The organism is Rhodonellum psychrophilum GCM71 = DSM 17998 (assembly GCF_000381545.1).
Classification (GTDB): Bacteria; Bacteroidota; Bacteroidia; order Cytophagales; family Cyclobacteriaceae; genus Rhodonellum; species Rhodonellum psychrophilum.
In genome coordinates this window covers 1-8467 of sequence record NZ_KB906710.1, presented here as the reverse complement: position 1 = coordinate 8467, position 8467 = coordinate 1, and the positions used below count along the sequence as shown (strand labels likewise).

Genomic DNA, 8467 nt, shown 5'->3' with positions numbered 1-8467 from the left:
TGGCATTTTACCACCGGATTTCATCCGGGGCTATTCGAATTCAAGTCTTTCAGACTTGGGATCATCGAATGGGGAATTGAATTTTTTTGGTTAATTCATTCATTGATCTGTGCAAATCTTTGATTGGATCCATGAAAATAGAGTTTTATAGAACCCAACCCAACCCAACATTCCTCGATTCTGCAGATCGCCACCGCTGACAATTCCTGAAGGGAATAAAATTGAATAGCCCCCCATGCGAATGGGTGGGAAATGTGATTTCGGAGATGATTCCACAACTCCGGCAGGAGTTGAATTTGGAGGGCAAAGACGAATTAAACGTTTATTTAAACCCCTCCTAAATTCAAATTTCATATTTTGTTGGATAAAAAAAATCTCCAAAACCAATGGTCTTCTGTTATGAGCACTTATTCGCAATTACTTTATCATATTGTTTTCTCAACTTTCAATAGATCCGCCACCCTTCATGAAGATGGTCGTCCGGAATTGTTCGCCTACATTTGGGGGATATTGAAAAACAAAAAATGTCATTTGTACAGGATAAATGGGATGGAGGATCACCTCCATATTTTCACCCACATACCAACATCAATAAGCGTGGCTTCATTGGTAAAAGATATCAAATTGGGAAGTTCCAAAATGATAAAACATAATAATTTATTTGAAAAATTTAATGGATGGCAAGAAGGTTACGGTGCCTTTACCGTGGGGCATTCTACAAGAAACACCCTGATTGATTATGTGAAAAACCAGCAAGAACATCATCGAATCATTGATTTCATTGACGAATACAAAAAAATACTGGAAGAAAACGGAATCCAATATAATGAGAAATATTTGTCATAATTCTAATCCTTGAGGTCTGTCTGTCGGAAAATGCAGGTTCGAGGGGTTATGGTACAAAGTTTTTACCATTGGATTCCTCCGAGTCCATTCAAGGTTGAAGCCTGCCTGTTCAGGTAAGCAGGCCCTTTACGCTTCCGTTTAGATTCATCTTTTTTTTTAAAAGCAGTCTGAAGACTGCATCGAAAGGATCCAAGCCTGAAGACTTGAATCCTCCCCACATTTGGTCCTATTGGAAAACGAAATGCACACTAGGGGTTCAATCCCTGGATGGGATTGTGATTTTTGGAAAGAATCCTTTATCATTATTTAAAAAAAATCAACATCTTTAGACTTTGATTGAGATTATGAAAAAAAGAATTATGATAACAGGGGGAGCTGGCTTTTTGGGCAGTCACCTTGGCGCACGTTTGTTGGAGGAAGGACATGATATCCTTTGCGTAGACAATTTTTTTACCGGACAGAAAAGGAACATTGCCCATATGATGGGGAATCCCAATTTCGAATTGATGAGACATGATGTCACTTTTCCACTCTATGTGGAAGTGGACGAAATCTACAATTTGGCATGCCCGGCCAGTCCTGTCCACTACCAGTTTGACCCGGTCCAAACCACCAAAACCAGTGTGATCGGTGCGATCAACATGCTGGGCTTGGCCAAGAGAACCAAAGCAAAAATTCTTCAGGCAAGTACCTCGGAAGTCTACGGGGATCCCGAAATCCATCCGCAGCCGGAAACCTACAAGGGTTCTGTCAGCACCACGGGGATCAGGGCCTGTTATGACGAAGGAAAGAGATGTGCGGAGACGCTGTTTTTCGATTATTACCGCCAGCACAAGGTGGACATCAAGGTCATGCGGATCTTCAATACTTACGGACCGAACATGCATCCCAATGATGGGAGAGTGGTCAGCAATTTCATCGTGCAGGCTTTGACCAACCAGGACATTACCATCTATGGAGACGGAAACCAATCCAGAAGCTTCTGCTACGTGGATGATTTGATCGATGGAATGGTACGCCTGATGAACAGCAGGGACGGATTCACCGGTCCTGTAAACATCGGGAATCCCGTGGAATTCACCATGTTGGAATTGGCCGAATTGATCCTCAAACAAACGGGAAGTGCTTCCAAACTGATTTTCAAGCCCCTGCCACAGGATGATCCGATGCAGCGGCAACCGGTTATTGATATGGCCAGAAAAGAATTGGGTTGGGAACCAAAAGTTTCATTGGAGGAAGGTCTGGTGAAGACGATCCATTATTTCAAAAGCATTTTGTAAAGCATTGGGAAAGATTTAGGCGTACAGAAGACTCCAAGTCTTTCCCATTTTTCCCCATTTTGGGGAATTTTTTTGCCCAGTTCGGATCCTGAAAGGCATGACTGTCCTTATTTAAAACCTAAAATATTGTCTTTATTCCTTTTTTAGGCTTTATTTTGACGTGAAAAGAGGCGAGGATTGATTCCAATACCTTGGCTTGATTGTTGTCATTTTGTGCTTCTATTAGGCCTTTAAATAAAGCCCAAAACAAATATTGAAAAAAATATTTCGCAAGGGTTTTGGCCTTGAAAAGCAGTTTGTCTTGTTCGAAATAGAGATTTTGAGAGACAAAAGGTTGCTGGCCCTAGCCGAAAAATTATATTAAACATATTTTGGATAGGATATTTTGATTTTAAAATGACTTGTCTGTAACTTTACAAAAAATAATTGATTTTTATGGATATTTTTCTAGCCATCGCGACATCCTTTTTGATTGGGTTTTTGATCACGCCGATATTGGTGCGCGTGCTCAAGAAAATGCAAATTATGGATGCCCCCGGGGGAAGAAAAATCCATGATGGATTTATCCCTTCCATGGGAGGGGTAGCCATTATCGTGGCGACTTTCATCTCTATCTTTTCCTGGTTTCAGTACCAGCAGCTTTTGGAAATCCGCTATTTCCTCGCAGCATTTGCTTTGATCTTCTTTATCGGTTTGAGGGATGATATGGTCGATCTTACCGCAGTACAAAAACTGATAGGACAATTGGTGGCTACCTATATGGTGGTGATCATGTCGGACATCAGGATTTCCAGTCTCTATGGATTTATGGGGGTGTATGAGTTGCCGCTTCTCATCAGTTATGCGATCACGTTCTTCACGATCATTGCCCTTACCAATTCCTTCAACCTTATTGACGGCCTTGATGGCTTGGCAGGAACCATCAGCCTGATTACCTTTCTCTTTTTGGGATGGTGGTTTATCAATGCTGGAGTGGAAAGTTATGGCCTGTTTGCCTTGATCCTGGTGGGAGGGATTGTGTCCTTCCTGATGTTCAACTGGCATCCAGCCAAGATATTTATGGGGGATACGGGTTCTTTGAGCTTGGGATTTGCCCTTTCCACCCTGACGGTTTTGTTTATCGACACCAACGGGACGATGAGTGAATTTCAGGGCTGGAAATTTTATGCACCGATTGCCTCCGGTGTCGCCTTGTTGATCATTCCAGTCTATGATACCGCGAGGATTTTCACCAAACGTGCGCTAAAGGGGAAATCCCCAATGGCTCCCGACAAAGGCCATGTCCATCATTTCCTGTTGCGGATGGGAATGCGGCACGATCAGGTGACGCTTACCTTGGGCTTGATCAAAATCGCTTTTATCGTTCTTATTTTTGCTGCCCACAACCTGAATGACCACATCCTGCTGCCTATCGTAATCCTCTCCGCCTTGGCAATGGGATTTAGGTTGGATGCCATTACCCTAAAGCGGGTGAAGGAAATCTGCAGAACTTCTCCTCCGGTGCTCTCCATCAACCAAAAACCAAAATATCTGAGCAAAAAACCGGTCATCCAATCCAAAATCCTGAGAAACGCAAAAATCAGCAACAATTAATTTCAAAATAAGCAAGAGGCTGGCTTGCCAATGGGCTTGCAACTGGAAGAAAATTAAATGATGCAGGGAATAACGCATTTTATCGATAAGGTGAAATTAAGAATTACAGGCAAAGACTGATTATGAAATGATTTCAGACTGGAATAGAAGTGGAAATGCACAACACACATTGAAATTTGGTTTTTGAATAATTTTTTAAGGCAGTTGGGCTTGCCTATTTAACCAGAGAGACAAAAAAAACAATGATATCTTTTGGTTCGACAAGTAGATGAAGTGTAGGTTTGGGGAATTTCAGAAACTGTTTTTTTTCAGATAGTTAATTGTCAATTCAATAATTCCCTAGGCCTTTTTCCTCTTTAGAAATCCTGATTTCCAAAGATCCTAAAAATGAAGTGGCACGCCAATTGTTGCTTTAATTAGATTGGGAATTAGTTTTTCGGCAACTTTATTGTACTTTAGAGGCGTCTAGATTACCGTTTATTTATGCCAGATGCCATTAAACCCGAATTTTGTGTACGCAATTCTATTGCGGTACCAAATTGCTTAAAAACAGTCAATCATTGGTGATTTCGACTGCACTAAAACGGTGCGATGTCTAAGTTTCCAAATCCTATGAATTCCTTGCAATTTCAATTCTCATCACCAAACCAAATGCATAAAACAGATTAAACTTTCTTCCCCTGTTTTTGGTCCCAATGAAAATGAATTTAACAAAAGGCTTCAAATGCAGGTTTGATTGCCCCCAACGGATGGAATGTAACCAACGAAAAAAAGGCGCAATAGGAAAAGCCTCAGTTGTATAATTTCCCAGCGAGGTCCATTGTCCTCATTAGTCCCCAATAGATTATTCCTGTTTTAAAGATACCCAAATTTCAACGCATGTATATTTTAGGAGCTTCACGGCACGCAAAATCCGTCATCGATCAATTGGAAAGTATCCATCTTGTGGAAGGTGTTTTTGATGACAATCCCGAAATAATATCAATTTTGGGATTAGAAGTGAATTCACCGATTCCCGATACCTTCTCGGAAGATTTACCAATCCATATTGCCATCGGGGACAATAGTCTCAGAAAATCCATTTCTCAGAGGTTGCCCAGTGGGGCTACTTTTATAAATATCCTTCATAATTCAGCCATTGTTTCCAAATACGCCCGATTGGGCAAAGGTATTGTGATGATGGAGCGGACCATAGTAAAAGTGGATACGAGTGTCGGCAACCACGTGATCATCAATACGGCCGCTTCCATTGACCATGATTGCCAAATTTCTGATTTTGTCCATATCGCTCCCAATGCTTGCCTGTGTGGCAATGTAGAGATCGGTGAGGGGACTTTGGTTGGGGCAGGTTCAGTCATTTTGCCTGGAGTGAAGGTAGGGAAGTGGTGTGTGATTGGAGGAGGAAGTGTTGTCCACAAAGACATGCCCGATGGATCCAAATGGATTGGATCAAAGAATATTTGCTGATTGGACTTGCTCCAAAATACAACCTCTATTGTTTAAATAAGTTATTTTTTTGGAGGATAATCTATTGCAAATCCAGATTGTAAACTAGGCTTTTTCGAAGAAAATAGATTTGGTTACTAGGTATTTAATGAATCATGCCTATCTTTGTCCTTGGTTAATATTATGTGATTCACCCAATAAACAAATCCCATAAAAACTTTTAATATGGATTTTTTGAAAAAGTTAAAAATTCTTCCGAGGTGGATAATTGCGGCTTTGGATTGCATTATTTTACTTCAGTCTGCATTTTTCGGGTATTTAGTCCGATTTAACTTCGAGCTTGACATTGTAGAAGAAAATGGTGCTTTTGTTGGAAGTTTGACTTTTATGTTGGGTGGGGCAATGGTGATGCTCAATACCAAAAGTTATGAGGGAATAGTAAGGCACACCGGATTCAGGGATGGTTCGATTATCTTCAAGACCATCATGATCAATTTTGCTCTTTTCATTGTTTTCAACCTTTTGAACGAGCAATTCCTCACACTGCCCTATCTGATTCCTACTTCGGTTCTGATCATTGCCTCCCTTTCCTCCCTGTTTTTATTGGTGTTTTACAGATTGGTGGTCAAAGAATCTTTTTTGTATATCAAAAATGGAATTCCAAACAAAGATTTGAAGATAGGGGTGATTTTTGGTGCAGGCGAAGCGGGTATCATCGCACAGGATGTAATCAAAAGAGACAACAAATCAGATTTTCATACCATTGCTTTTTTGGATGATGATTCCAAGAAAGAGGGGAAACATATCGACGGCAAGAGGATCTACAAAGGGCTTGGTGATCTTCAAAGGTTGGCTTCCGAGAATGGAGTGACTGAGTTGATCATTGCGGTAAGGGACCTTTCCATCGAACGCAAGCGGGAAATCATAGACGAATGCTTGCGGGTAAACGTGCATGTGCGGATTATTCCACCGATCAATCAGTGGATCGATGGAGGGCTGAATCCGGGTGCCATCCGTGAGGTCAAGATCGAAGACCTTCTGGGAAGGGATCAAATATCGCTCGACAATCCCAAAATCGAAGAAACACTTTACGGCAAAGTGGTGATGGTGACCGGTGCAGCTGGTTCCATCGGCAGTGAACTCTGTCGCCAAATCATTCATTACAGACCAAAATTGCTGATTTTGGTGGACCAAGCGGAATCCCCTCTGTATGATATTGAACAGGGCTTGAAAGATTTCGGTATTTTCACGCCCTTCAAAGTTATCCTTTCGGATGTCAGGGACAGAAGAAAAATGAAGGGTATTTTTCGGACCTACAATCCTCAAGTGGTTTTTCACGCGGCAGCATACAAGCATGTGCCGATGATGGAAAACTACCCTGAAGAGTCCATTCGTTGCAACGTTTTGGGGACCAAAAACCTTGCGGACCTTTCTGTACTTCACAATGTGGAGAAATTTGTACTGGTCAGCACGGACAAAGCTGTCAATCCTACCAATGTGATGGGGGCCACCAAAAGGGCTGCCGAAATGTATGTCCAATCACTCAATGAGTTTTTGGATAACAACCATAGAAATCCCCATACCAAATTCATCACCACCCGATTTGGCAATGTCTTGGGTTCCAATGGATCGGTGATTCCACTCTTCAAGAATCAGATCCTGAAAGGGGGACCCATTACCGTGACGCATCCGGATATTACCCGTTATTTCATGACCATTCCTGAAGCCTGTCATTTGGTTTTGGAAGCGGGAGTCATGGGCAATGGTGGTGAAATCTATGTGTTCGACATGGGCAGTCCCATCAAAATCGTCGATTTGGCCATGAAAATGATTCAGTTGAGCGGGAAAAAGTTTGATGAGGAGATTAAGATTGTATATTCAGGGCTAAGGGATGGCGAGAAGCTGTACGAGGAATTGTTGAACGATTCGGAGACGGTAAAAATCACCCACCATCCCAAAATCAAGATCGCCGCAGTACCCCACAGTTCCTACCACAAAATCGAAGGCCAAATCGATCTGTTTCATGACATGATCGAAAAAGGCACAGAAAACGACCTTGTTTCCCATTTGAAGAATATCGTCCCTGAGTTTATCAGCAATTCCTCCAGATTTGAGGTGCTGGACAGGATGAATTGATTTTTCGACAGTGCTACGATTGGTCTATGGTTAAATTTGCGTAGCGATGGAAGAAATCTTAACTGGGGATTTTAATCCCTAGGTTTGGGGAAACGTTCACCCCCCAAGAATCCCGTAGGAATGGGACAAATACCATAAGACCAGATTTTGCGCGAATTTCCCCACAAAAAAAATCGATTTTTCACTTAGGTCTCGACCGTCTTTTTCCCATAAGGAATTGTATAATTAAGAGTTCGGTCGTGCCTCTGGCACTTTGATCTGGGGAACGATGTCTGCTTACCCCACAATGAATTGTGTGGTTAAGAGTTCGGTCGTGCCGCTGGCACTTTGATTTGGGGAGATTGATGGATTAGGTCTGGATTCGTCAACGGTTAAAATCGTTTAGCGATGGAAGAAATCTTAACCGGGGATTTCAATCCCCGGTCTTGGGGAAATGTTCACCCCCCAAAAATCCCGTAGGGATGGGACAAATACCATAAGACCAGATTTTGCGCGAGTCTCCCCACAAAAAAAAATCGATTTTTCACTTAGGTCTCGACCGTCTTTTTCCCATAAGGAATTGTATAATTAAGACTTCGGCCGTGCCGCTGGCACTTTGATTTGGGGAACGTTTTCTGCTTACCCCACAATGAATTGTGTGGTTAAGAGTTCGTCCGTGCCTCTGGCACTTTGATTTGGGGAGATTGATGGATAAGGTCTGGATTCGTCCATGGTTTAAATCGCGTAGCGATGGAAGAAATCTTAACCGGGGATTTCAATCCCCGGTCTTGGGGAAAGGTTCACCCCCCAAGAATCCCGTAGGGATGGGACAAATACCATAACGCCAGATTTTGCGCGAATCTCCCCACAAAAAAATCGATTTATCACTTAGGTCTCGACCGTCTTTTTCCCATAAGGAATTGTATAATTAAGAGTTCGGCCGTGCCTCTGGCACTTTGATCTGGGGAGATTGATGGGATGGATAAGGTCTGGATTCGTCTACGGTTAAAATCGCGTAGCGATGGAAGAAATCTTAACCGGGGATTTCAATCCCCGGTCTTGGGGAAATGTTCACCCCCCAAGAATCCCGTAGGGATGGGACAAATACCTATTGCAGATCCTCGAAAAGATATTTGTCATCAAAATCGACATTATACTTTTTTAGCATTTTGATATACTCTTCTCGG

The 8467-nt window shown here is 42.3% G+C and carries 5 protein-coding genes; all 5 read left to right on the top strand.

The genetic code is table 11. The annotated features are described in order from the left end of the window. The first annotated feature begins 399 nt into the window (after positions 1-399). The 5 genes from tnpA to F824_RS0125185 all read left to right on the top strand — a co-directional run bounded on the left by tnpA (position 400) and on the right by F824_RS0125185 (position 7301). Complete coding sequence (gene tnpA, locus F824_RS0125225) at positions 400-846, top strand: IS200/IS605 family transposase (RefSeq protein ID WP_026333929.1); 447 nt, start codon at positions 400-402, stop codon at positions 844-846. A 344-nt stretch (positions 847-1190) separates the two neighbouring features. Then, positions 1191-2126: a UDP-glucuronic acid decarboxylase family protein gene (locus tag F824_RS0125215; protein ID WP_019600722.1), complete on the top strand. Its 936-nt coding sequence runs from the start codon at positions 1191-1193 to the stop codon at positions 2124-2126. 435 nt (positions 2127-2561) lie between these two features. Continuing rightward, positions 2562-3719 carry a glycosyltransferase family 4 protein gene (locus F824_RS0125200; RefSeq protein WP_019600719.1) on the top strand — a complete coding sequence of 386 codons (1158 nt, stop codon included), beginning with the start codon at positions 2562-2564 and terminating at the stop codon, positions 3717-3719. Positions 3720-4598: 879 nt separating this feature from the next. Continuing rightward, complete coding sequence (locus F824_RS0125190) at positions 4599-5186, top strand: acetyltransferase (protein ID WP_019600717.1); 588 nt, start codon at positions 4599-4601, stop codon at positions 5184-5186. 204 nt (positions 5187-5390) lie between these two features. Continuing rightward, a complete protein-coding gene (locus tag F824_RS0125185; RefSeq protein WP_019600716.1) occupies positions 5391-7301 on the top strand; it encodes a polysaccharide biosynthesis protein in 1911 nt (636 codons plus the stop codon). Positions 7302-8467 lie beyond the last annotated feature (1166 nt).